Source organism: Leifsonia sp. YAF41 (genome assembly GCF_052113185.1).
Taxonomy (GTDB): domain Bacteria; phylum Actinomycetota; class Actinomycetes; order Actinomycetales; family Microbacteriaceae; genus Cryobacterium.
The window spans coordinates 85758-108794 of record NZ_JBFRCS010000007.1 but is presented as its reverse complement, the minus strand read 5'-3'; the positions used below and the strand labels follow the sequence as shown (position 1 = coordinate 108794).

21 protein-coding genes are annotated in these 23037 nt (G+C 65.8%); 14 read left to right on the top strand and 7 right to left on the bottom strand.

Annotated elements, in window-relative coordinates; genetic code table 11:
* Positions 1–42: 42 nt before the first annotated feature.
* Both AB4Y63_RS08230 and AB4Y63_RS08225 read right to left on the bottom strand, forming a co-directional pair.
* A complete protein-coding gene (locus AB4Y63_RS08230; protein WP_441790569.1) occupies positions 43–831 on the bottom strand; it encodes an SDR family NAD(P)-dependent oxidoreductase in 789 nt (262 codons plus the stop codon).
* Complete coding sequence (locus AB4Y63_RS08225) at positions 828–1691, bottom strand: fumarylacetoacetate hydrolase family protein (RefSeq protein ID WP_441790568.1); 864 nt, start codon at positions 1689–1691, stop codon at positions 828–830. The genes AB4Y63_RS08230 and AB4Y63_RS08225 overlap by 4 nt, the downstream gene beginning before the upstream one ends.
* 170 nt (positions 1692–1861) lie before the next feature.
* On the opposite strand from AB4Y63_RS08225, the gene AB4Y63_RS08220 reads away from it, so the two are divergent.
* The 8 genes from AB4Y63_RS08220 (at position 1862) to AB4Y63_RS08185 (ending at position 11192) form a co-directional block, all read left to right on the top strand.
* On the top strand, positions 1862–3175 hold the full coding sequence (locus AB4Y63_RS08220) for an L-fuconate dehydratase (RefSeq protein ID WP_441790567.1): 1314 nt from the start codon (positions 1862–1864) through the stop codon (positions 3173–3175).
* Positions 3168–4124 carry an aldo/keto reductase gene (locus tag AB4Y63_RS08215; protein WP_441790566.1) on the top strand — a complete coding sequence of 319 codons (957 nt, stop codon included), beginning with the start codon at positions 3168–3170 and terminating at the stop codon, positions 4122–4124. Before AB4Y63_RS08220 ends, AB4Y63_RS08215 begins: the two co-directional genes overlap by 8 nt.
* Entirely contained in the window at positions 4121–4996 is an 876-nt protein-coding gene (locus tag AB4Y63_RS08210; protein ID WP_441790565.1) for an amidohydrolase family protein, read from the top strand. The genes AB4Y63_RS08215 and AB4Y63_RS08210 overlap by 4 nt, the downstream gene beginning before the upstream one ends.
* Positions 4993–5361 (top strand): L-rhamnose mutarotase, encoded by a 369-nt coding sequence (locus AB4Y63_RS08205; protein WP_441790564.1) that lies wholly within the window; start codon positions 4993–4995, stop codon positions 5359–5361. The genes AB4Y63_RS08210 and AB4Y63_RS08205 overlap by 4 nt, the downstream gene beginning before the upstream one ends.
* 91 nt (positions 5362–5452) lie before the next feature.
* On the top strand, positions 5453–7012 hold the full coding sequence (locus AB4Y63_RS08200; protein WP_441790563.1) for a sugar ABC transporter ATP-binding protein: 1560 nt from the start codon (positions 5453–5455) through the stop codon (positions 7010–7012).
* Positions 7009–8016 (top strand): ABC transporter permease, encoded by a 1008-nt coding sequence (locus tag AB4Y63_RS08195; protein ID WP_441790562.1) that lies wholly within the window; start codon positions 7009–7011, stop codon positions 8014–8016. Before AB4Y63_RS08200 ends, AB4Y63_RS08195 begins: the two co-directional genes overlap by 4 nt.
* A gap of 154 nt (positions 8017–8170) precedes the next feature.
* Positions 8171–9151: an ABC transporter substrate-binding protein gene (locus tag AB4Y63_RS08190; protein ID WP_441790561.1), complete on the top strand. Its 981-nt coding sequence runs from the start codon at positions 8171–8173 to the stop codon at positions 9149–9151.
* A gap of 94 nt (positions 9152–9245) precedes the next feature.
* The gene (locus tag AB4Y63_RS08185; RefSeq protein WP_441790560.1) at positions 9246–11192 is read left to right on the top strand and encodes a BCCT family transporter; all 1947 of its coding nucleotides are present in this window, start codon (positions 9246–9248) and stop codon (positions 11190–11192) included.
* Between the two features lie 158 nt (positions 11193–11350).
* On the opposite strand, the gene AB4Y63_RS08180 is transcribed toward AB4Y63_RS08185, so the two are convergent.
* From AB4Y63_RS08180 to AB4Y63_RS08160, 5 genes are all read right to left on the bottom strand, one after another.
* Positions 11351–12031, bottom strand: coding sequence for a FadR/GntR family transcriptional regulator (locus AB4Y63_RS08180; RefSeq protein WP_441790559.1), 681 nt, complete (start codon positions 12029–12031; stop codon positions 11351–11353).
* A gap of 227 nt (positions 12032–12258) precedes the next feature.
* Complete coding sequence (locus AB4Y63_RS08175) at positions 12259–13131, bottom strand: ABC transporter ATP-binding protein (protein WP_441790558.1); 873 nt, start codon at positions 13129–13131, stop codon at positions 12259–12261.
* Positions 13128–14210: a putative F420-0 ABC transporter permease subunit gene (locus AB4Y63_RS08170; RefSeq protein ID WP_441790757.1), complete on the bottom strand. Its 1083-nt coding sequence runs from the start codon at positions 14208–14210 to the stop codon at positions 13128–13130. Before AB4Y63_RS08170 ends, AB4Y63_RS08175 begins: the two co-directional genes overlap by 4 nt.
* Before the next feature lie 8 nt (positions 14211–14218).
* Positions 14219–15223 carry a putative F420-0 ABC transporter substrate-binding protein gene (locus AB4Y63_RS08165; protein WP_441790557.1) on the bottom strand — a complete coding sequence of 335 codons (1005 nt, stop codon included), beginning with the start codon at positions 15221–15223 and terminating at the stop codon, positions 14219–14221.
* Between the two features lie 340 nt (positions 15224–15563).
* Complete coding sequence (locus AB4Y63_RS08160; RefSeq protein WP_441790556.1) at positions 15564–16601, bottom strand: LacI family DNA-binding transcriptional regulator; 1038 nt, start codon at positions 16599–16601, stop codon at positions 15564–15566.
* 134 nt (positions 16602–16735) lie between these two features.
* Between AB4Y63_RS08160 and AB4Y63_RS08155 the strand changes: the two genes are divergently transcribed.
* From AB4Y63_RS08155 to AB4Y63_RS08130, 6 genes are read left to right on the top strand one after another with little or no spacing between them, the layout of a single operon-like run.
* Positions 16736–18373 carry an ABC transporter substrate-binding protein gene (locus AB4Y63_RS08155; RefSeq protein WP_441790555.1) on the top strand — a complete coding sequence of 546 codons (1638 nt, stop codon included), beginning with the start codon at positions 16736–16738 and terminating at the stop codon, positions 18371–18373.
* Between the two features lie 38 nt (positions 18374–18411).
* Positions 18412–19353: an ABC transporter permease gene (locus tag AB4Y63_RS08150; protein ID WP_441790554.1), complete on the top strand. Its 942-nt coding sequence runs from the start codon at positions 18412–18414 to the stop codon at positions 19351–19353.
* Positions 19350–20177: an ABC transporter permease gene (locus tag AB4Y63_RS08145; protein ID WP_441790553.1), complete on the top strand. Its 828-nt coding sequence runs from the start codon at positions 19350–19352 to the stop codon at positions 20175–20177. The genes AB4Y63_RS08150 and AB4Y63_RS08145 overlap by 4 nt, the downstream gene beginning before the upstream one ends.
* Positions 20177–20983 carry an ABC transporter ATP-binding protein gene (locus AB4Y63_RS08140; protein WP_441790552.1) on the top strand — a complete coding sequence of 269 codons (807 nt, stop codon included), beginning with the start codon at positions 20177–20179 and terminating at the stop codon, positions 20981–20983. The genes AB4Y63_RS08145 and AB4Y63_RS08140 overlap by 1 nt, the downstream gene beginning before the upstream one ends.
* Positions 20980–21810 carry an ABC transporter ATP-binding protein gene (locus AB4Y63_RS08135; protein WP_441790551.1) on the top strand — a complete coding sequence of 277 codons (831 nt, stop codon included), beginning with the start codon at positions 20980–20982 and terminating at the stop codon, positions 21808–21810. Before AB4Y63_RS08140 ends, AB4Y63_RS08135 begins: the two co-directional genes overlap by 4 nt.
* Positions 21807–22880 carry a C45 family autoproteolytic acyltransferase/hydolase gene (locus AB4Y63_RS08130; RefSeq protein ID WP_441790550.1) on the top strand — a complete coding sequence of 358 codons (1074 nt, stop codon included), beginning with the start codon at positions 21807–21809 and terminating at the stop codon, positions 22878–22880. Before AB4Y63_RS08135 ends, AB4Y63_RS08130 begins: the two co-directional genes overlap by 4 nt.
* The last annotated feature ends 157 nt before the right edge of the window (positions 22881–23037 follow it).

The following is a 23037-nucleotide window of genomic DNA, read 5'->3' as shown; positions in this document are numbered from 1 at the left end:
CGACAAGCTCGACCACCGACTCGGCCGAGACCCCCATTAGAGCTACTCCGGACGCAACCGCAGGTTCTGCATTCCACCGTCGACGGCGATCGACGCCCCCGTCGTCGAACCCGAACGCGGGCTCGCCAGGTAGGCCACGGCATCCGCCACCTCGGCGGCCTCGACCAGACGACCGTGCGGCTGACGCGCGTTCAGCGCCGCCCGCTCGGCCTCGGGGTCGGGAGCCTGCGAGAGAAGCCGGCCAATCCACGGGGTGTCGGCGGTGCCGGGGTTCACGCAGTTGACCCGGATGCCTTCACGCAGGTGATCGGCGGCCATCGCGCGGGTCAGCGACAAGACGGCGCCCTTCGACGCGGTGTACAGCGCCCGTGCGGGCAACCCGGCGGTCGCGGCGATCGACGAGGTGTTGACGACGGATGCGGCGGGTGACGCGAGCAACCACGGCAGCGCGGCACGCGTCACCCGGGCGATGCCGGTGACGTTGATGCTGAACACGCGGGCCCACTCGTCGTCGTCGTTGTCGGCGATCGTGCCGATGGCGCCGATGCCGGCATTGTTGATCACGACGTCGATGCGGCCGAACTTCTCGCCGACCGCCGCGATGGCCGCGCGCACCGAGGCGTCGTCGGCGATGTTGGCCTGCACGGCGAAGTGCGCGGCATCTGCCGCCTCAGGCTGCAGGTCGAGCACCGCGACCGATGCCCCGGCGTCGGCCAGGCGGGTGGCGATCGCCGCACCGATTCCCGACGCGCCGCCCGTGACAACGGCGACGAGACCGTCGAACTCCCGACCCGACTGACCCGACTGACCCTGCTGACCCTGTTCGCTCATTGTGCTGCCTTCTCGTGTGCGACGAATTCCTGGCGCTGACGGCCGAGACCTTCGATTTCGATCTCGCAGACATCTCCGGCTGCGAGGTAGGGGAAACGGCCGGAGAGGGCGACGCCCTCTGGCGTGCCGGTGAGCACCAGGTCGCCGGGCTCCAGGGCGAGGTACTGACTGAGGTGCCAGATGATGAACTTCACGTCGAAGATCTGGTCGGCAGTGGTGGAGTCCTGACGGATCTCGCCGTTGACCCAGCTCTTCAGCGAGAGGTTCTGAAAGTCGACCTCGTCGGGCGTCACGAGCCACGGGCCGGTCGGGTTGAAGCCGGGGGCGCATTTGCCCTTCGACCACTGGCCGCCGGAGACCGTCATCTGAAAGTCGCGCTCCGAGACATCATTGGCGGTGACGAAGCCGGCCACATGCTCGAGGGCGTCCTCGGGCGAATCGAGGTAGGAGGCACGTTTGCCGATCACGATACCGAGCTCGACCTCCCAGTCCGTCTTGGTGCTGCCCGGCGGAATCTCGACCGAATCATTCGGGCCGACGACGGTGTTCGGCGTCTTCAAGAAAATGATCGGAATCTCAGGCGGCAGCGAACCGGATTCGGCGGCGTGCGCCGCGTAGTTCATGCCGATGCAGATGACAGCACTCGGGCGAGAAATCGGAGCTCCGACCCGGAGGGCGTCGGCGTTCGGGATCTCGGGCAGCCAGCCGGCCTCCAGTGCGACGCGGGCGCGCTCGATCCCGTCTGAGGCGAGGAAGTCGCCGTCGATGTCAGCGGTGAGCGTCAAGAGATCGTAGTGACGTCCCTCGTGAAACACGGTCGGGGTCTCCTGGCCAATCGGGCCGAGGCGGGCAAACTTCATGCGTCAACTCTCTTCTCTGGATCACATAGCAGCGCTCGGAACGCCCGGAACGTCAGAACAATAATGACGCTTCCCGCCGTCGATTCCTAGGAAATCGTGTCTGAGGGCACGATTGACATTCTATACATCGGATGTTTAGGCTCAAGGTGCCCAATCAAGGAGATTCTTCTGTGACTACCGTTCTCGCGCTGCAGACCAGCGACATCCGCTTTCCGACGTCGACCTCGCTCGACGGCTCGGACGCGATGAACCTCGACCCCGACTATTCGGCCGCCTACGTGCGCATTGTCACCGATGCCGACGACGGTCTCGAGGGTCACGGATTCGTCTTCACCATCGGCCGCGGCAACGACGTACAGGTCGCCGCCATCCAGGCACTTTCAGCCCACCTCGTGGGCCGCAACGTCGAAGAGTTGCTCGCCAATATGGGCGCCACCTGGCGCGAATTCGTCTGGGATTCCCAGCTGCGCTGGCTCGGCCCGGAGAAGGGCGTCATGCACATGGCCATCGGCGCCGTCGTCAACGCGCTGTGGGACCTCAAGGCCAAGCGCGCCGGCCTGCCGCTCTGGCAGCTGCTCAGCCGGATGACCCCCGAGCAGATCGTCGAACTGATCGACTTCCGCTACCTCACCGACGCGCTCACCCCCGACGATGCCCTGGCGATCCTGCGGGCGGCCGTCCCCGGCCGCGCCGAGCGCGAAGCGATCCTGCTCGAGCAGGGCTACCCCGGTTACACGACCACGCCCGGGTGGCTGGGCTACAGCGACGAGAAGCTCGTGCGCCTGGCCAAGGAGGCCGTCGCCGACGGTTTCGGCATGATCAAGCTCAAGGTCGGCGGCAACCTGCAGGATGACATCCGTCGCCTGCGCCTGGCTCGCGAGGCCGTCGGTCCCGACATTCGCATCGGCACCGACGCCAACCAGCGCTGGGGTGTCGATGAAGCCATCGAGTGGATGTCGCACCTTGCGAAGTTCGACGTGGCCTGGATCGAAGAACCCACCAGCCCCGACGACGTGCTCGCCCACGCCGCCATCGCCCGCGGCGTCGCGCCGATCCCCGTCGCGACCGGAGAGCACATGGCGAACCGGGTCATGTTCAAACAGTTCTTGCAGGCCGACGCGCTGCAGATCCTCCAGATTGACGCCACCCGCGTCGGCGGCGTCAATGAGAACATCGCGATCCTGCTGCTCGCGGCCAAGTTCGGCGTGCCGGTCTGCCCGCACGCCGGCGGCGTGGGCCTCTGCGAAGCGGTGCAGCACCTCTCGATGTTCGACTTCGTCGCCGTCTCGGCCACGACGGAGGGCCGCGTGATCGAGTTCGTCGATCACCTGCACGAGCATTTCGTCACCCCCGTCTCGATGCGAAACGGCGCCTACCAAGCCCCGATCGCGCCGGGCGCCGGCACCGAGATGCTCGCCTCCAGTCGCGCCCAGTACGCTTTTGGGTCAAATGCTTCTGCCTCCATTTCTGCTGCCCATGTCTAACCTGACCTTCGGCCGCCTCGGGTTCGGGGCCGCCAACCTGGGCAATATGTACGCCCCGATGACGGATGAGGCGGCGCACGAGATCCTGCAGGCCGCCTGGGATGCCGGGGTGCGCTACTTCGACACCGCGCCGCACTACGGCTTGGGGCTCTCCGAGCGCCGGCTCGGCGCGTTCCTGGCGACCAAGCCGCGCGGCGAGTATCTCGTTTCGACCAAGGTGGGCCGACTGCTGCGACCCAACCCGGACGGCGTCGGAACCCTCGACCTCGAGAACAGCTTCATGGTGCCCGCCGACCAGAAGCGCGTCTGGGATGCCTCGGCCGACGGCATCCGTCGCAGTGTCGACGAGTCGCTCGAGCGCATGGGCCTCGACCGGTTCGACGTGCTGTTTCTGCACGACCCGGAGCGTTACGACCTGGCGCAGGGTCTCGATGAGGGCATCCCCGCTCTGGCCGCCCTGCGCGACGAGGGAATCATCGACGCGATCGGCGTCGGTTCGATGACGACCGAGGCACTGCTCGCGAGCGTGAACACCGGCCTGATCGACCTGCTCATGATCGCCGGACGTTTCACGTTGGCCGAGCAGCCGGCGCTGGCCGAGGTGATTCCCGCCTGCCGCGAGCACGGCGTCGGCATCGTCAACGCCTCGGTGTTCAATTCAGGGCTGCTCGCCACCGACAACCCGGGAGCCACCGACCGCTACGAATACGGTCAGGTGCCCTCCGAACTGCTCACCCGCGTGCAACAGATCGCCGCGATCTGCCACGAGTTCGGCGTCAGCCTCCCCGCCGCCGCGCTGCAGTACACGCTGCGCGAGAAGAGCGTGCGCACCGTCGTGGTCGGCGGCAGTCGCCCCGAACAGATCGGTCAGAACGTCGAACGTATCAACGTGGACATCCCCGAAGCACTCTGGGATCGCCTCACCGAGAAAGGTCTCATCCCGGCATGAGTTCCCCCGTTCCGCGCATCGACGCGCACCTCCACCTCTGGAACCGCGACGTCAGTGACTACTCCTGGCTCGTGCCGGAGTTCGGTGCGCTCTACGCCGATTTCACGCCCGCGCAGGCGAAAGCGGAGCTGGATGCGGCGGGGATGGCGGGAGTCGTGCTGGTGCAGGCCGAGGATTCCCTCGTCGACACGCAGTTCATGCTCGACGTCGCCGCTGCGAACCCCTGGGTCTGGGGCGTCGTCGGCTGGGTGAACCTCGAGAACCCCGCCGAGGCGGAGGCGTCGCTCGATCTCTGGCAGCAGCATCCGGCATTCGTTGGAATCCGCCACCTCGTTCACGACGACCCGCGCGACGACTTTCTGAGCTTCCCTGGCGTGCGCGACTCGCTGCGCCTGCTCGCCGCTCGCGGGCTCGCCTTCGACGTTCCGAATGCGTGGCCGCGGCACCTCGGCGCCCTGACCGACGTGGCACGGGACATCCCGGAGCTCACGGTGGTCATCGACCACCTGGCCAAGCCGCCGCGCGGCACGGATGCCTACCCCGAGTGGGAGCGCCAGCTCCGTGCAGCCGCCGCGCTGCCGAACGCGGTCGCCAAGTTCTCCGGCCTCGGAGCAGACGGCCAGCCCTTCACCCCCGACGCGCTGCGCGGAGTATGGAATGTCGCGCTCGAGGCATTCGGGCCCTCACGTCTGATGTACGGCGGCGACTGGCCGATGACCGTGCTCTCCGGCGGCTACCAGGCGACCTGGGCCGTGCAGAGCGCGCTGATCAGTGAGCTCTCGCATGACGAGCAGGCGAGCATACTGTCGGGCACGGCGACCGAGGTCTACCGACTCGACGTCGCATCCGGCACACCAGGGGGCACCAAATGACCCTTCGACGCATCGCCTCGGTGATCGGCCTGCCGGCCGAGAACGTTGCGGAGTACGAGCGACTCCACGCCGAAGTCTGGCCAGAGGTGCTCGCGCGCATCAGTGCCAGCAACGTGACGACCTATTCGATCTTTCGTCACGGCGACCTGCTGTTCTCCTACCTGGAGTACGTCGGTGACGACTACGAAGCCGACATGGCGGCGATGGCAGCCGACCCGGCGACCCAGCGCTGGTGGGCGATCTGCGAACCGTTGCAGCGTCCCGTGGCGGATCGCGCGCCCGGAGACTGGTGGAAGCAACTGCCAGAGGTCTTTCACGCGGCCGACAGCGACCCCACACTCGAACGTCAAAGATCTGATGTCTAACCGTTACCAAAGCATCCGATGTCTGCATTGACACCCCGACAGCCCATACTTAGTATTGCCAACGAACTACATCTCAAGGAAGAGGGTCATCGTGACCGCAGTGATACATCCGATCTTAACGGATGAGCTGGGTGAACGTCCCCCTCTGCTGCAGGTCGTCGGCGCCAGCAAAAGCTTTCCCGGCGTCAAGGCGCTGCAGAACGTGCGCCTCGAGGTGCGTCACAACGAGGTGCTCGCCCTGGTCGGCGAGAATGGCGCCGGCAAGTCGACCTTGATGAAGCTGCTCTCCGGCATCTATACCCCGGATGAGGGCGAGTTCTTTCTGAACGGCGAGAAGCTGCAGATCAACAACCCCCGCCACGCTCAAGAACTGGGCATCAGCATCATCCACCAGGAATTCAACCTGGCCAATGACCTCACCGTCGCGCAGAACATCTTCATCGGCCGGGAGCCGCGTCGCGCCGGCATCTTCCTCAGCGAGCGTGAGCTGAATCAGAAGGCGCAAGACCTGTTTGACCGCCTCGGCCTGGCGCTCAACCCCCGCCAGCGAGTAGGCGAGCTCACCGTGGCCCGCCAGCAGATGGTGGAGATCGCCAAGGCGCTCTCCTTCAACGCCAAGGTGCTGATCATGGACGAGCCGACCGCCGCCCTCAACGACGCCGAAGTGGCGACCCTGTTCGAGCTGATTGAACGGTTCACGACCCCGGAGACCGGCGTCATCTACATCTCCCACCGGATGGACGAGCTGAAGGTCATCTCCGACCGCATCAGCGTGCTGCGCGACGGCCAGTACATCGCCACCGTCGACACCCAGGCCACCGACATGACCGAGGTCATCTCACTCATGGTGGGGCGCGAGATCACCGGCGAGGCACGGCCCCAGGGCGCGGATGTGCGCGGCGAGGTCGTGCTCAGCGTCAACGGCCTGTCGACCAAGCACCTGTTGAACGACGTGAGCTTCGAGCTGCGCCGCGGAGAAATTCTCGGCTTCGCCGGCCTGATGGGTGCCGGACGCACCGAGGTGGCCAGGGCCATCGTCGGAGCCGATCCGAAAACGGCCGGACGCATCGAACTGAACGGAACGCCGGTCCAGATCGGCAGCCCGGCGATCGCCGCCGGACTCGGGATCGGCTACCTCTCCGAAGACCGCAAGGCACTCGGCGTGTTGCTCGAACGCGATGTGAAAGAGAACATCGCACTCGGGTCTCTGCCGGCGTTCGCCTCAGCGCTCGGCTTCATGAAGACCGACGCGATTCAGGCGACGGCGCAGAAGCAAGTTTCGGCGCTGTCGATCAAGACGCCGTCGATCGACCAGCTGGTGAAGAACCTCTCGGGCGGAAACCAGCAGAAGGTCGTCATCGCCAAGTGGCTGGTCAAGGACTGCGACATCTTGATCTTCGACGAGCCGACCCGCGGCATCGATGTGGGGGCGAAAGACGAGATCTACGCCCTGCTGAACGCTCTGGCCGCCGAAGGCAAGGCCATCATCATGATCTCCTCCGAACTGCCCGAGGTTCTGCGCATGTCCCACCGCATCGCGGTGATGTGCGAAGGCCGACTCAACACAATTCTTGACAACGCGGACGCGACTCAAGAAAACATCATGGATTACGCGACCCGTGCGCGGACCGAAGGATTGGTAACGGCATGACAACCATCGAATCTCCGCGAGTTGACTCACCGAAGGTTGCGTCGCCCGGCATCGTCGACAAGCTGCGCGGTCAGGTGCAGCAGCTGCTCGCCTTCGCCAGTCTCATCCTGATTGTCGCCTTCTTCGCGTTCGCGAGCCCGCACTTCTTCACCAGCTCGAACATCACCAGCATCCTGGTCGCCGCGACCGTGACCGGCATCCTGGCGCTCGGCACCACCTTCGTCATCATCACCGGCGGCATCGACCTGTCGATCGGCACCGGAATGATCCTCTGCGGCGTGATGGCCGGGGTGTTCTTGACCTATTGGGGCTGGCCGATCTGGGCCGGCGTGCTCGGCGCCATCCTTTTCGGAGCGTTGATCGGTTTCGTCAACGGCATCAACGTGGCCGTGTTGAAGATTCCGCCCTTCATCGCCACCCTGGCGATGATGCTCGTCGCTTCCGGCCTCGCCCTCGTGATCAGCGGAACCAAGCCGATCTACTTCAAAGAGCACCCCGACTTTCAGTCGATCATGAACCTGTCGATCATTCCGGGCATGCGATTCCCGCTCGGTGTGGCCATCTTCATGCTGATGATCGTCATCGCAGCGGTGCTGCTCTCCCGCACGATCTTCGGGCGGTACACCTACTCGATCGGCAGCAACGAGTCGGCGACGGCGCTCTCGGGTGTCAACGTGACCAAGTGGAAGATTCTCATCTACACGGTGTCCGGCCTCTTCGTCGGCGTGGCCGGCGTGCTCGCCGCCTCACGCCTCAGCTCCGCGCAGCCGACCGGGGGCATGGGTCTCGAACTTGAAGCTATCGCCGCCGTGGTGATCGGCGGAACCTCGCTGGCCGGAGGCAAGGGCTCGATCGTCGGCACCGTGATCGGCGCGCTGATCATGGCCGTGCTCACCAATGGGCTGCGGATCATGTCGATTCCGCAGGAATGGCAGTCGGTCGCCGTCGGCTGCGTCATCCTGATCGCCGTCTACCTCGACATGCTGCGCCGCAAGGGCAACTAGCCCGGCCGGCCTCACCTCTCGAGATTTTCTCCCGCGTTCGGGCCCGAACGCGAGGTTCCCGCTGTCTCTCGCACCGACTTATCCGCACACCATCTGTACCCAACGCACCACTCGGCATCATCGACCAGTATTACGAACAAGGGAGTTTGCAGACATGAAGAACAAAAAACTCATCACGGCAATGGTGGGCATCACCGCCCTCGCTGCCGCACTGACCGGCTGCTCGGCTGACACCAGCGCGACCGGCGGCGACGCATCCGGCGACAAGCCCTACATCGCGATCGTCTCGAAAGGCTTCCAGCACCAGTTCTGGCAGGCCGTCAAGGCCGGCGCCGAACAGGCTGCCGACGAATTCGACGTGAAGATCACCTTCGAAGGCCCCGACACCGAGTCGGATGTCGACCAGCAGATCCAGATGCTGCAGACGGCTCTCGACAAGGGCCCGGCCGCCATCGGTTTCGCCGCCCTCGACAGCCAGGCCGCGGGCCCGCTGCTGCAGCAGGCCAAGGACGCGAACATTCCGGTCGTCGCCTTCGACTCCGGCGTGGACAGCGACATCCCGGTCACCACCGCGTCGACCGACAACAAGGCTGCCGCGGCCGAGGCCGCCAAGCACATGGCCGAGCTGATCGGGCACGAGGGCAAGGTAGCCCTGGTTGTGCACGACCAGACGTCGGTCACCGGCGTCGACCGTCGCGACGGCTTCATCGAATACATGGAGAAGAACGAGCCCAAGATCACCGTCGTCGACACCCAGTACGGCGGAGGAGACCAGGCCAAGTCGGCTGACCTCGCCAAGGCGATCATCGCCGCCAACCCGGACCTCAAGGGCATCTACGGCAGCAACGAAGGCTCGGCCATCGGTGTTGTGCAGGCTGTCAAGGAACTCGACATGGCCGGCAAGCTCACCATCGTCGGATTCGACTCTGGCAAGGCTCAGATCGACGCGATCAACGACGGCCTGATGGCCGGCGCGATCACGCAGAACCCGGTTGGCATCGGCTACGAGACCGTCAAGGCCGCCGTTGAGGCGATCAAGGGCACGAAGCTCCCGAAGACCATCGACACCGGCTTCTTCTGGTACGACAAGACCAACATCAACGACGAGAAGATCGCCGCTGTTCTCTACGAGTAGATCTGTGTGAATGAGTGCCGGGGCGGACATCCGCCCCGGCACTTTCTCGTTGACGGCCCTGTCGTGACGCACGCACACTGCGTACCCTGAAATCATGGCCGAGACAATGAAGCCGTCGACACTCAAACGCTGGGTCTTCTGGCCGGCCGCCGCGGTCGTGATCCTATTCGTGACGTTTGCCCTCGTGGCGCCGGGAGCGGCAGAGAGCCTCTTCAAGGGGATCCAAAGCGGCATCGTCAACACCTTCAACTGGTATTACGTGCTGATCACGGCGTTCTTCGTCGTGTTCTGCCTCTTTCTCGGGTTCAGCCGGTTCGGTGACATCAAGCTGGGCCGCGACGACGACAAACCCGAATTCTCGCTGATGGCCTGGTTCTCGCTGCTCTTCGCGGCGGGAATGGGCATCGGTCTGGTCTTCTACGGGGTGAGCGAGCCGCTCAGCCACTTCGCCAACCCGCGGCCGGGAGTGACCGGGAATCCGCCGCAGCTCGCACAGCAGGCGCTGACCCAGACCTACCTGCACTGGGGCATCCACGCCTGGTCGATCTATGTGATCGTCGGGCTCGCGCTCGCCTACGCGATTCACCGGCGCAAACGGCCGATCTCCATCCGCTGGGCCCTGGAGCCGCTGCTCGGCAAGCGCGTGCAGGGCGGCTGGGGCAACGCCATTGACGTGATCGCCCTCGTCGGAACCCTGTTCGGAGTGGCGACGTCGCTCGGCCTCGGCGTGCTGCAGATCAGTGCGGGTCTGGATGCCGCCGGCCTGGTGACGCCGAGCCAGACCTCGCAGGTCGTGATCATCATCCTGATCTCGTTCTTCGTGCTGCTGTCGGTGCTCTCCGGTGTCACCAAGGGTATGAAGTGGCTCTCCAGCATCAACCTGATCCTGGCCGGCGCCCTCGTGCTCTACCTGCTCGCGTTTGGGCCGACGACGTTTCTGCTGCGGGAGTTCGTGCAGTCGATTGGCGCTTACATTCAGAACTTCGTCAGCCTCGCCTTCAACGTGAACGCCTTCACCGGCAGTGCCGGTGAAGCCTGGCAGGCCTCGTGGACCTCGTTCTATTGGGGCTGGTGGATCTCCTGGGCCCCCTTCGTCGGCATCTTCATCGCCCGCATCTCCAAGGGGCGCAGCGTGCGGGAGTTCGTGACCGGCGTCATCATCGTGCCGACGCTCATCGGCATCCTCTGGTTCAGCGTGCTCGGCGGGACCGCCCTCTACCTTGAGCTGACCAACCCCGGAACGCTGGTCGGAGAAAACGGCGCGGTGGATGTCGAGGGCGCGCTGTTCGAAATGCTCGCCCATATTCCCGGGTCGTCGGCACTCACGATCGGCGTGATCGTGCTGATCACCGTCTTCTTCATCACCTCGGCCGATTCCGGGGCACTGGTGATGGGCATGATCGCAACCGGCGGGCAACTGAACCCCAGCAAGCCGGTGCGCGCCTTCTTCACCGCGATCACCGCGCTGCTCGCCATCTCGCTGCTGCTCTCCGGCGGTTTGCTCGCCCTGCAAACCGCGGCGATCATCATCGCTCTGCCGTTCAGCGTGATCATGTTGTTGATCTGTTGGTCGACGGTCATCGCCTTCAGTCGAGAGCGCCGCGCCTATGAACGCGCGAGACGCGCCCAGCTCATCGATCACATCGGCGACTACTACGGCCTGGAGGTCGAGGAGTCATTGGAGCGGGGAATCCTGGTGGCGACCCCCGGCTGGATCCGCCGGTTCCGACGAAGGGGAGCACGTCCGGCGGAGACATCGAGCGGGCAGCCCGGTGTGCCGTCCGGCGTGCAGGCGGGTGTGCCGCCGGGTGCGCAGGTGACCGGCTTGACGCCGAGTCCCGAACCGTCGACCGCGGCCATCGACATCCTGATCGCGGCCGAGAATCCGCGGCATGCGTCGGAGCGCGCACTCATGACGGAGAACGCCGAGCCAGACGGGGTGTCGACCGACGACGTCGAGGAGATCGTGGAGCACGACCCGCGGTCGGGGTCGGATGTCGTTGACCTGCCGGACCGCGGGGAGGCGGGTCCGCCGAACTAGGGTCTGCCCGCACCGTTGGTCGAGCCTGTCGACACCGGGTGAGCCGATCCCGCCGACTTTGACACTTCCGGTCGAGTTTGCCAGGTCTACCGGTCAAACTCGACCGGAACGGTCAAGCTCGGCGAAGGAAGCCTCGCGACGATCGCGGGGGAACGGTCTTAGTCGGAGGTGGCCGCGTCACGCAGCCACTGCTCGACACCCGAAATGTGCACGACGGTGAGTGCCTGGGCGAGCTCCGCGTCGCCGCGCTCGAGCGCATCCACGATCATGCGGTGCTCGGTCAGGGTGCGGTGCACCGAGTTCTCCTGGGTGAGGCCGCGCCAAATGCGGGCCCGCACGGTGTGACTGGACAGCGATTCGATCAGGCTCGCCAGGTAGCTGTTGCCCGCCGCCGACGCGATGGCGCCGTGAAACTCGATGTCGTGCGCGACGAGACCTTCGACACTGGTGAAGTCGTCGACAGATCCGATCTGTGCGCGAAGGTCGTCGATGATGGCGGGTGTGACGTGGGCCGCGGCGAGAGCAGCGGCAGCCGGTTCGAGGATGCGCCTCACCGCGAAGAGCTCGAGGATCGACGAGTCGTCGTGCAGGTCGACGACGAAGGACATCGCCTCGAGCAACAGGCGTGGTTCGAGGCTCGTGACATAGGTGCCGTCACCGCGGCGCACGTCGAGCACCCGGATGACCTCGAGCGCCTTCACCGCCTCGCGCATCGAGCTTCGGGATAACCCGAGCCGTTCGCTCAACTCTTTTTCGGGCGGAAGTCGGTCACCTGGACCGAGCGCGCCGGAGATGATCATCTCTTTGATCTTGAGGATCGCTTCGTCGGTGACCGCCATGCAATGATCCTACCTTTGAGACGCTGGTCGAGGCGCTCGTCGCTCCCTTCTGGCGCCGTGCCGTGTCACACGACCACGTTGCGTGCGAGTGATGAATGCGGACATCGATGACAGTCCGGCGCGGTGTATCCCGGTGGGCGCGGTGTAGAGCGCGCGCCAGCGGGGATAAACCGCGCCGGAATCGCGTCGCTCCACGGCTTTGCGTCAGGATTGGCGCACAGAGAGCGCTAGACCGAGACGGATGCCGCGGCGACCGCACGCGCACTTCCAGCGCTGCCAGATCCCGCGCCGCCCGCTCTACCCGGACGCTCGCGGCCGAGCGACGCACTCGCCAGCATCGGCCGACCGGTGAGCGGATTCTCGACGAGCAACGCGTCGACCGCGAACACGTCCCGGATCAGTTCAGCGGTGAGCACCGCGCGGGTCTCGCCGGCCGCGACGACCCGGCCGGCCGATAAGACGATCACGTGATCGCTCGCGGCAGCGGCAAGCCCGAGGTCGTGCAGAGCGGCCAACACGGCCATGCCCTGAGCCGCCAGATCGCCGAGCAGTTCGAGCGTGGCGAGTTGCGCCTGAATGTCGAGGTGGTTGGTCGGCTCGTCAAGGATCAGCAGTTCCGGCTCCTGGGCCAGTGCCCGGGCGAGCTGCACCCGCTGGCGCTCGCCGCCCGAGAGACTGGTGATCTCCCGCCCGGCATACTCGGTCATCCCCACGCGGGCGAGCGCGGTGCCCACGATCTCCTCGTCGAGGGCGGAGTTCTGCGACCAGAGTGAATGATGCGGGGCGCGGCCGAGCGCGACGACCGCCGCGACAGACAGGGCGAGGTCGGTGGCGGCATCTTGTTCGACCAGTGCAATGCGGCGGGCGCGCTCGCGCCGCGGCATCCGAAACAGGTCGGAGCCGGTGACCGAAACACTGCCGTGATGCGGGCGATCGATGCCGGCCAGGATGCGGAGCAGGGTCGACTTGCCGGCGCCGTTCGGGCCGACGAGCGCGGTGAGGGCTCCGGCCGGGGCGGTGCAGTCGACACCGTCGATCAGGGTGCGACCGTCGACGGTGCGGGTGAGGTCGTGTGCGGCGAGGTGGTCGGGCGCGGTCATGAGATCCTCCGATTGCGCACGAGCAGCAGAGCAAAAACCGGGGCGCCGATCAGCGCGGTGACGATGCCGACGGGGATCTCTCGGGGATCGAGCAGGGTGCGGGCGAGGGTGTCGGCCCAGATCAGGAAGATCGCGCCGACGAGGGCGACGAGCGGCAGCAGGGCGCGGTAGCCGGGGCCAACGAGCAGCCGCACCGCATGCGGCAGGATCAGCCCGACGAATCCGATCGCCCCGCTGACCGACACCATCGCGCCGGTGAGCAGCGCGGTGCAGGCCAGCAATCCGAGGCGGGCGGCCTGCACATTGACGCCGAGTGAGGCAGCGGCGGTGTCGCCGAACGCGAACGTGTCGAGCAGGCGCCCGGTGAACAACAGCGGCAGCCCGGCCACCGCGAAACCGACCGCCGCGATGATCGCCGACGACCAGCCGGCTCCCGACAGCGAGCCCATCAGCCAACTCAGAATCTCGCGGTAGCTGTCGCCGGTCGCCGTCCAGAAGATGACAAAGCTGGTGACGGATGCCGCCAGTGACGACACCGCGAGGCCCGCGAGCACCATCCGGGTGGGGGTCAACCGGCCGCCGGCGCCGGCCAGCAGAACGGTCAGCGTCAGGGCGAGCAGTGCCCCGACGAAGGCGGCGAACGGAAGGAGCAGGCTGACCCCGAGCAGCAGCACGGCGACCGCACCGAGCGACGCGCCGGAGGAGAGCCCGAGCAGATAGGGGTCGGCGAGCGGATTGCGGGTGAGACCCTGCATCACGGCGCCGCTCACGGCGAGGCCGGCGCCGACCAGCGCCGCGGTCAGTACCCGGGGCATCCGCAGTTGCCAGATGATTCCGTCGCGGAGTGCAGAGGGGGTGCCCTCACCGACGCCGAGGTGGTGCGCGACGGTGGCCCAGACCTCGCCGACGCCCATATCGGCGGGCCCGACGGTGACGGCCACGATGATTGACAGGAGCAGCGCGAGCGCGAGTACCGGGCCGACGATCGCGACCCGGCTCAGCGTGCCGCGGACCGGCCGGCCGGCCGGCGCCCGAGTGCTGGTCGAGGCCGGTCGTGACTCGGCCGCCGGGGCCGACACCGACGCCACTAGTCGCCCAGCTTGAGCGCAGCCAACTGGGCGGCCAGGTCAGCCGCGGCATCGGCGCTCCGCACTCCGGCCTCGCTGGCCGCGAACGGAATGGTCAGGTAGCGCTGGTTGATCACGGCGTCGAGACGCGCGGTCGCCGGGTTGGCGGCGAGCATCTCCTTCTTCTGCGCTGCGGTGTTCCAGGCGGCGTCGACGAGCACGATCACGTCGGGGTTCGCCTCGACGATCGCCTCCCAGCTGTAGGAAGCCCAGGTGTCCTTCACGTCGGCGGCGATGTTCGTCAGGCCAACGGTGTCGAGCAGCAGCTGAGGCGCACCGCTTCCCGCGCCGATGTACGGGGTGTCGTCACCCGACGAGTACCAGAGCGCGGTCAGGCCGGCGGTGGATTTCTCGATGCCGTCGAGGGTCTTCTGCTGCGCGGCGAGCAGGGGCGTCGCATCCGTGCGGAAGATCGAGGCGACTTCGGTGATCTCGCCGAAGATCTGATCGAAGTCGAGACGTGTCGGCTTGTAGCCCGCTTCTTTGCAGGCGGCGGGCGAGACGTAGGTGTGTACGCCGAGCGCTTCGAGGGAGGCGCGCTCGCCGGCGCCCTCGGCGGAGAAGTTCGATTCCCAACCGGCGTAGACGAGGTCGGGCTCCTGCTCGAGCACGACCTCCTGCGAGGGGAGCTGGTCGGAGAGGATCGTGAGGCCGGATGCCGCGTCGGCGAGCGAGGCGGGAACCGGGCCGTCCTGGAACGCCGAGCCGACGATCCGGTCGCCGAGCCCGAGTGCCAGCAGCATCTCGGTCGAGGTGGACTTGATCGTCACCACCCGTTCGGGTGCGGCCTCGAAGCTGACCGGGGTGCCGCAGTTGTCGACGGTGACGGTGGCTGAGGCCGCCGAGGACTCCGACGGATGCGGGGTGGTCCCGGCGGACGTGCCGGTGGCGGCGCATCCGCTCAACACGACAAGAGCGGTGCCGGCGAGGGCGAAACTGAGAACAGACAGGGGGGAGCGGGTCATGGAGATCTCCATCGGCAGAACGGCACAGGGACGCGCAACGAAGATGTCGCGATGACCTGCCGCCCCAGACCGGGACCTGCTCACCGAATCAAAGAGTGATTCGGGGGTCTGCGGTTACTCTACCGACTTCTGGATCCCACTCAGACACCGCGTCGGCGCGTCACCGCCACATCGGTCGGTCGCGCGATCGCTCCACTACGCAAAGGAGGAGATTCTGCAACATGCCGCCTCAAACCGGCAGAAAAGCACGGCGATTCGCAGGATCTCCTCCTTTGCGTGCAGGATGCAGGCGACCGGATGCCACACCGGCCAGCGCCGAGAGGAGAGGAGAGGCCAGCGCTCAGGCCGGGTGCCGGTTCGTCGACTCCCGAATCCGCAACTCATTCTCGATCAGGGGTGGCACCAGATCGGTGTCGCCCTCGAGAAGGCGCACAAGCAGGGAGACGGCCTCCCGTGCGGTTCGCTCCGGCATCAGATCGACCGAGGTGATGGGCGGCGAACTGTTTCTGGTCTGCTCGGAGTCGGAGCCGGCCACGATCAACACGTCGGCCGGGATCGAGTATCCGGCCTCCTGCAAGCGCGTCTGCAGACCGGCCGCATGTCGCCCGGTCAAGCAGTAGACGGCGTCCGGGACCGGAGCCTCACCGGCCAACAGCTGTTCGGCGACCGCGCGCCCGCCTGCTTCACCGGATGTCTCATCCTGGCGGTAGAGGATGGCCGGCTGGCCCTGCTCGGCCGCCCAGGCCAAGTAGGTGGTTTCGCTGTCGATGTTCCAGGAGTTGACGTCGGTTCCCGTGACGATGGCAATGCGCTTCGCACCGCGTTCGCGCAGGTGGGCAATGATCGCAGCGCAGTCTGCATTCGCGCCGGTTCCGACCCAATCCCGAAAATCCGGTCGTTCGACATCCCGGCCGACCGTCACCAACGGGATGTCGTTGCGGTTGAGCAGCGCGATCACGGGATCGTTCCCGATCGGGTCGGAGATCACGAACCCGTCGACGGCGAGGGCGATGTCGGGCACCTTGGACGTGGTGGGATCGCGAACCAGCATCAGGCCGAAGCCTCGGTCGAGAGCCTCGACTGCCGCCGCACCCGCGAAACGCATGAAGTAGTCGACGCCGACCGGCTGATAGGAGTCGAGCGAGTCGAGCGGGCGGATGACCAGGCCGAGTACCCCGAGTCGGCTGCTGCGCAGCCCCCGGGCGATCGCGTCGGCGCTGTAGCCCATGCTCGCGGCGACGTCGACGACATGCTGCCGGGTCGCCGCTGCGACAACTCCTTTACCGTTCAGCGAATGGGACACGGTCGTGATCGACACCCCCGCTTGCTTCGCGACATCGTGGATCGTCACACGGCGTCGCCCCTGTCCGCTGTTCACCCCTGCACACTATCGGAAACAAACAGTTAACAAAACGTTTTGCTAATAACTCGCACAAAACGTTTTGGTCGGCTATCGTCACAAATCAAACGCTCACGCGACCCGCCTCGCGTCATGACTATGGGAGAAGTTCAATGAAGAAAAGAACCAGAGCATTCGCCGTCCTCGGAGTGATGTCACTCGCCCTGACCGGTTGCGCGAGTGGGCCCACCACCTCCAACGCCGCACCGGACCTGACCGACCTTCTGGTCACGACGCCCGCCGCCACGGGCGAACTCGATCTCGCAACGTGGAACCTTCCATTCGGCGAGCCGGCCTCACTCGACCCGATCAAGGCGTTCAACTACCCCGAGAACACCGTCGTGGCGAACCTGTGTGAGGGCCTCATGCAGCTGCAGCCCGACTACTCGATCAAGCCGGGACTCGCCGAGAAGGTCGACAGCCCCGACGCCTCCACCTACGTCTACACGATTCGCCAGGGAGTGACGTTCTGGGACGGCCAGCCGATGACCGCCGATGACGTGCAGTACAGCCTCAGCCGCCAGCTCGACCCCAACGAGGGAAGCTACTGGGCCGGCGGCATCGTTGAGAACATCGACTCGATCGAGAAGACCGGCGACTGGGAAGTCACCGTCAAGCTCAAAGCGCCCGACTCCACCTTCAACTCCTACATGGTGACGCCCATCGGAAACATCGTCGAGAAGGCGCACCGCGTCGCCGCCGGCGAAGACTACGGCAACCCCACCGGCAAGGTCATGTGCACCGGGCCGTACTCGGTCGGCGCCTGGAACCAGGGCCAGAGCATCTCGCTGCTGCGCAACGACAACTACTGGAACACCGAGAAGAAGGCGAAGACCAAGCAGGTCGACATCAACTTCATCGTGGATGCCGCGGCGATCTCCAACGCGCTGAGCACCGGCGCCATCGACGGTTCCTACGACGTGCCGCTCGGTGCGTTGAGCTCCCTGGAGAAGGCCACCGACGGTGACCTGTTCCTTGGCCGCTCTGTGCAGCTCGTCGCGATCATCGGCACCGGACACGGCGCATTCGCCGACCCCGCCGTGCGCCAGGCGCTGATGATGGCGACCGACCGGGAAGCTATCGCCGACACGGTCTTCGAAGGGACAGCGCAGGCCTCCCGCTCGCTGATCCCGAACAACGGCTGGGCCTACGGCGACAGCGAGTTCGCCAGCGCTCGCGAGAAACTCGCTCCCAGCACCGTTGATATCGCCGGGGCGAAGGAAGCCCTGAAGAAGGCCACCGTCGACCTGACCCAGACCATCAAGATCGTCTACCCGTCAGAGCGCAGCTACTACGCCGACATCATCTCCGAGATTTCAAACGGGGCGACGGCGATCGGGCTGAAGGTCGAGCCGGAGGGCATCCCGAGTGCCCAGTTCGGTGCTTTCTTCTCCGACCCCAAGGCCCGTGAAGGTCACGATGCGTTCGTGACCAACAACTACATGGATGTCCCCGACCCGCTCGCCTTCCTGCGCACGATCGTCGGCACTGGCGGCTCGCAGAACTACAACGACTACAGCAACCCTGAGGTCGACAGTCTGCTTGCCGAGGCCGCCGCGGCGAACGACGAGAACGAGCGAGCCGCACTGACCAATCAGATCCAGGAAATCGCCATGGCAGACCTGCCCTGGATTCCGATCGTCGACCCGTCGGTTCGACTGTTCCTGAACAAGCGGGTCACCGGAGTGCCGGCCTCGTTCGTCTACCTCTACTACCCGTGGGCCGCCGATCTCGGGGCTTCAGGCAACTAAGTAGTCGTTCACACCGCTGTGAAGAAGGGGTTTTCTCAATGATGTTTGTCCTCCGCCGAATGCTTGCCCTCGCTGGTGTGCTGGTGGTGTCGAGCTTTCTCGTCTTCGCCGCGATGTACGCCGCGCCGGGAAGCCCAGAGAACTTTCTGGTGCAGGGCCGCACGGTTTCGCCCGAGGTGCTCGCCGCGATCCGTGAACAGTACTCATTGGATGACCCCTTCTTCGTGAGGTTCTGGAACTGGCTCACCCAGGTGCTCCAGGGAAACTTCGGGCAGTCGCTGGCCAACCGTCAGGATGTCGGGAGCCTGCTTTCCGAGCGGCTCCCGACAACGCTGACCCTGGTGCTGATGGCCGCCCTGATCATCGTCATCTTCGGGATCGGTCTCGGCGTGATTGCCGGAACCAGAGACGGGTTCGTTGACAAGCTGGTCATCCTCGGCTCGAACCTCGGCTTCGCGATCCCGACCTTCTTCGCCGCGCTCATCCTGATGAGCATCTTCAGCGTCGGTCTCGGCTGGTTTCCGGTCTTCGGCTCGGGAACCGGATTCTTCGACCGGATCTGGCACCTCACCCTTCCCGCCATCGCCTTGGCCCTGCCCTCAACGGCCGTCGTCGCCCGCATCACCCGCACCGCCATCCGGGAAGAACGCGATTCCGAGCATGCGGTGATGGCCAGGGCCAGAGGCGTGCCCCGCAGCCTGGTGTTGCGACGACACGTGGTTCGCAATTCCATGCTGCCGGTCAGCACCGTCGTCGGCGTGCACATCGCCGGCCTGATCGCCGGGTCGTTCGTGGTGGAGTACGCGTTCACCCTCGATGGCATCGGCACGCTGCTGGTGAACGCGGTGCAAAAGAAAGACTTCGCGGTCGTTCAGGCGATCGCCATCATCCTGGTCGCGGCGTTCGGGATCATCAATCTGCTGGTGGACCTGCTCTACGCCTCGATCGACCCACGAGTGAGGGAGGTGCGTACCCGATGAGACGCTTTGTTGAACGGATGGGCCCCGTCGGCACTACCGCCGCCGTGCTTGTGCTCGTCGTCGTGCTGGGCGCTCTGCTCGCCCCGATCATCGCCCCCTACGACCCGACCGTCGGGTCGGTCACCCAGCGGTACCAGGGCCCCAGCCCCGCGCACCTGCTCGGCACCGACCAGGCCGGCCGTGACATCTTCTCCCGCCTGCTCTGGGGAGCCCGGTCGAGCCTGATCGGCCCACTGATCGTCGTCACCATGACGGCGGTCTTCGGCACCGCGATCGCGCTGATCAGCGTGTGGTGGGGAGGAGCAGTCGACTCCTTCCTCAGCCGTGTTCTCGACCTGCTGTTCGCATTCCCCAACCTGCTCCTGGCCATGCTCGCCATCGCCGTCTTCGGTCCGAGCCTGACCACCGCGGCCCTGGCGCTCTCCGTGGCGTACATTCCGTACACGGCCCGGGTCATCCGGAGCACGGCGCTCAGGGAACGCAACCTGCCGTACATCCGTTCTCCTCAACTCCAGGGAATCTCTGGAGTCACGATCACCGCCCGGCACCTGCTGCCCAACGTCGCGCCCCTGATCGTGACCGGTGCAACGATCAACTTTGGATTCGCAATGATCGAACTCGCTGCGCTCTCGTTCCTTGGCCTGGGTGTGCAACCGCCAGCCGCCGACTGGGGTCTGATGGTCTCGAACGGTCAGCAATCCCTGCTCAAGGGGTACCCGGCCGAGAGCATGCTGGCCGGCCTCTGCATCGTGCTCACGGTGGCGAGCCTCGGCTACATCGGCGAACGTTTGGGTGGCCGCGCTGCGGCCGGAAGGAAGGCCTGATGCTTGAGATCACACACCTGTCGCTCGCCCTGGCAGCCGATCGGAGTTCCATCGAAATTCTGAAGGATGTCTCGATCAGTGTCGCCGCCGGCGAGGCGGTCGGCCTGGTCGGCGAATCCGGCAGCGGCAAGTCGATGACACTGCGCTCGATTCTGCGCACCTTGCCCGCCCGGTCCAAGCTCACGGGAAAAATCACCCTCGACGGTGTCGATGTATTGGGCCTCCGCGGCGAGGCCTTGCGACGGATGCGCGCGAACGACGTGTCGATGATCGCCCAGAACCCGCACGCCGTGTTGAACCCGGTTCTGCCCATTGTGCGTTACCTCGTCGAAGGGATGCACGACGCGCAAGGGCTCCCGGCCAGCGTCGCCCGGCTACGTGCCGGCGAACTGCTCGAACAGGTCGGCATCGACGCCGTCGACCGAGTACTCAGCGCCTACCCGCACCAACTCTCCGGCGGGATGCTGCAACGCGTCGTGATCGCCGGGGCGATCGCCGGAAAGCCGAAGCTGATGCTCGCCGATGAGCCGACGACGGCACTCGACGTCACCACGCAGGCCGAAGTCATGGCCATTCTCGACGAGTGCCGCCGAAACCTCGGAATGGCCATGCTCTTCGTGACCCATGACCTCGACCTGGCCGCGGCGGTCTGCGACCGGATTAACGTGATGAAGAGCGGCGAGATCGTCGAGACCGGTGTCCCCGATCAGCTTCGAGACAACCCGCAGCATCCGTACACCCGCATTCTGATGGATTCGCGCCCGCAGGGCATCAACTGGACCGGCACGATCGGAGGCGCCGCATGACCGCCCCGGCAATCGCCGTCACAGGCCTGAGCAAGACGTTCACGACCGGGCGGCCCAAGCAGACGGTGACGGCGCTCGACGCCGTGTCGCTGACCGTTGAGCCCGGAACCTGCCTGGCCGTCGTCGGCGAATCAGGATCAGGAAAAACGACCCTGGCCCGCATCATCGTCGGACTCGAGACCGCGGATTCCGGCACTGTGCTGCTGAACGGTGAGCCGGTTGCCATCCGAGCCAATCGGCACGAGCTGGGCCGACGGGCGCGAGTTATCCAGATGGTGTTCCAAGACCCGCAGAGCTCCCTGAACCGGCGGCTGCGGGTTCGAAGTGCCGTCGACGAGGTGCTGCAGGCGCACACCCCGCTCGGACTCGCGGCCCGCCGCACACGTTGCGCAGAACTCTTCGCCCTGGTCGGCCTCGAGCCGCGTCACCTCGACGCGCTCCCCGAGGAGCTCTCTGGAGGGCAGCGGCAACGGGTGGCCATCGCCCGAGCGCTCGCGGCAGAGCCGTCGATCATCGTGCTCGACGAATCGGTGGCGGCTCTCGATGTCACCGTGCAGGCACAGATCCTGGAGCTCCTGGCCGATCTGCGCACCTCGAAGGGCCTGACCTACCTCTTCATCACCCATGACCTCTCGGTGGTTCAGATGATCGCCGATTCGGTCGTCGTCATGCGTCGCGGGGCCATCGTGGAGCGGGGCGACACGGCATCCGTATTGCAGAACCCACAACATCCCTATACGCAGCTCCTGCTGGAGTGTGCACCGAAACCCGGCTGGAAGCCCCAACGCGGCGTGATTCGCGCGCTGCGAGAGGAGATCGCCTCATGACGATTGCTGTTCCCACTGTTGTTCACATCGAGTCGGCGGATGCCTACGAGCGCGGAATAGAGCGTGGGCGTGCGATTCGCGAGACCCTCGCCGATGGGCTCAGGATCTATTGTGAGCTCTTCGACGTCGTCGGCATTTCGCGGGCGGCGGTGAAGGCGGATGCGCTCACGTCGATTGCGGCGACCGAGCGGTGGAGCCCGGCGCTGGCCGAGGAGATGCGGGGCACGGCGGTCGGGGCGGGCCTTGAACTGTGGCAGATCGGCGCGCTCAACGCGCGCACCGAGATCTTGGCCGCAGCGACCGGGGCGAAGCCCGGTGAGTGCTCGACAATCGTGAACACTCGGGCGGGCGCGATCGGCGCGCAGACCTGGGACTGGCATGAGGAACTCTCGCACTGCTGGCATCTGCAGCAGGTGAGCGGCACCCCGCGCAGCTTCGTCGGCTTGACCGAGCACGGCATCCTCGGAAAGATCGGCATGAATGACGCCGGCGTCGGGATCATGTTCAACATTCTCGGGCACCAGCAGGACCGCGCATTCGGCGTGCCCGTGCACCTCGTCGCCGCACGGGTGTTGGCCGAGGCTGCCACTCTCGCCGACGCTGTGACGATCTTGCAGACCGCCCCCGTGAGCACCTCAAGTGCCATCACCGTCGTGAGCCCTGATGGCGCTGTGATCGTCGAGCTGAGCCCCGAAGGCGCCGCGGTGTTGGAGCCACACGACGGTGTGCTCCTGCACACCAATCACTTCCTCACCGAACGACTCGGACAGGGAGAGAAGCCAGGCTTGTACGACCCGGATTCCCAGCTGCGCTACGCGGTTCTGCTCGAGCGGGTTGCCGAAGCGCCGCTGCCGACGAGCGCGGCCGAACTCATCCCGTACTTGGTGTCGCAGCCCGGTGATGAGGCTCAACTCTGCTGTGTTCCCGCACCCGGCGCGGTCTTCGGCGATCGGTGGGCGACCCTGGCCACGGTCACCCTGGATTCTGCGGCGCGGACCATGACCGTCGTCGCCGGCACGCCCATCGATGCACTCGCCGCGGAGCCGTTGCGTCTGGTTGCGGGAGTCTAGCCGTCTCGTTGGTCGAGGAGCGAGCGAGCGCAGCGAGCCCGTGTCTCGAGACCTCGTGAGCCGATCCTCAGACGTGACCTCAGTCCGGAGATCGACTCGCGTGGTCTCGAGATGCGCGCTCCTGCGTCGCGTGCTCCTCGACCAACGAGAGGGTCGG

Bases quoted from the DNA above. Each gene is read 5' to 3' on its own strand.
- AB4Y63_RS08130 (WP_441790550.1), top strand. From the start codon at position 21,807: ATGACGATTGCTGTTCCCACTGTTGTTCACATCGAGTCGGCGGATGCC.
- AB4Y63_RS08195 (WP_441790562.1), top strand. From the start codon at position 7,009: ATGACAACCATCGAATCTCCGCGAGTTGACTCACCGAAGGTTGCGTCG.
- AB4Y63_RS08135 (WP_441790551.1), top strand. From the start codon at position 20,980: ATGACCGCCCCGGCAATCGCCGTCACAGGCCTGAGCAAGACGTTCACG.
- AB4Y63_RS08225 (WP_441790568.1), bottom strand. From the start codon at position 1,691: ATGAAGTTTGCCCGCCTCGGCCCGATTGGCCAGGAGACCCCGACCGTG.
- AB4Y63_RS08230 (WP_441790569.1), bottom strand. From the start codon at position 831: ATGAGCGAACAGGGTCAGCAGGGTCAGTCGGGTCAGTCGGGTCGGGAG.
- AB4Y63_RS08140 (WP_441790552.1), top strand. From the start codon at position 20,177: ATGCTTGAGATCACACACCTGTCGCTCGCCCTGGCAGCCGATCGGAGT.
- AB4Y63_RS08165 (WP_441790557.1), bottom strand. From the start codon at position 15,223: ATGACCCGCTCCCCCCTGTCTGTTCTCAGTTTCGCCCTCGCCGGCACC.
- AB4Y63_RS08185 (WP_441790560.1), top strand. From the start codon at position 9,246: ATGGCCGAGACAATGAAGCCGTCGACACTCAAACGCTGGGTCTTCTGG.
- AB4Y63_RS08215 (WP_441790566.1), top strand. From the start codon at position 3,168: ATGTCTAACCTGACCTTCGGCCGCCTCGGGTTCGGGGCCGCCAACCTG.
- AB4Y63_RS08175 (WP_441790558.1), bottom strand. From the start codon at position 13,131: ATGACCGCGCCCGACCACCTCGCCGCACACGACCTCACCCGCACCGTC.
- AB4Y63_RS08150 (WP_441790554.1), top strand. From the start codon at position 18,412: ATGATGTTTGTCCTCCGCCGAATGCTTGCCCTCGCTGGTGTGCTGGTG.
- AB4Y63_RS08180 (WP_441790559.1), bottom strand. From the start codon at position 12,031: ATGGCGGTCACCGACGAAGCGATCCTCAAGATCAAAGAGATGATCATC.
- AB4Y63_RS08190 (WP_441790561.1), top strand. From the start codon at position 8,171: ATGAAGAACAAAAAACTCATCACGGCAATGGTGGGCATCACCGCCCTC.
- AB4Y63_RS08210 (WP_441790565.1), top strand. From the start codon at position 4,121: ATGAGTTCCCCCGTTCCGCGCATCGACGCGCACCTCCACCTCTGGAAC.
- AB4Y63_RS08205 (WP_441790564.1), top strand. From the start codon at position 4,993: ATGACCCTTCGACGCATCGCCTCGGTGATCGGCCTGCCGGCCGAGAAC.
- AB4Y63_RS08155 (WP_441790555.1), top strand. From the start codon at position 16,736: ATGAAGAAAAGAACCAGAGCATTCGCCGTCCTCGGAGTGATGTCACTC.
- AB4Y63_RS08145 (WP_441790553.1), top strand. From the start codon at position 19,350: ATGAGACGCTTTGTTGAACGGATGGGCCCCGTCGGCACTACCGCCGCC.